Here is a 215-nt window from a genome sequence, read left to right as displayed (position 1 = left end):
TGCCGGGGGCCGTGTCCGCCGGCGTGGCCGCGTCCGGCGACGGGGCCGCCTGGCTGGCGGAACCGTCCGCCGCCGAGCGGGTGCGGCGCGCCGGGCGCGCGGGGGCGGACTCCGCCGGGGTGGCGGTGTCCGGGGCCGGGGTGGTCTGGCTCGCCGAGCCGTCGGCTACCGAGCGGGCGCGGCGGGGGGGGCCGGAGGGCCGCCCTGGCCCGGAT

1 protein-coding gene is annotated in these 215 nt (G+C 85.6%); it reads left to right on the top strand.

Going from position 1 to position 215, the window contains the following annotated elements:
- On the top strand, window positions 1-215 hold a 215-nt coding region (locus VR44_RS46765), incomplete at both ends, for a hypothetical protein (protein ID WP_211275238.1).

The sequence above is a fragment of the Streptomyces katrae genome, assembly GCF_000966975.1.
In the GTDB taxonomy this organism is placed as follows: Bacteria; Actinomycetota; Actinomycetes; order Streptomycetales; family Streptomycetaceae; genus Streptomyces; species Streptomyces katrae.
The sequence above is the reverse complement of the archived record's forward strand: the minus strand, read 5'-3'. Positions and strand labels throughout refer to the sequence as shown.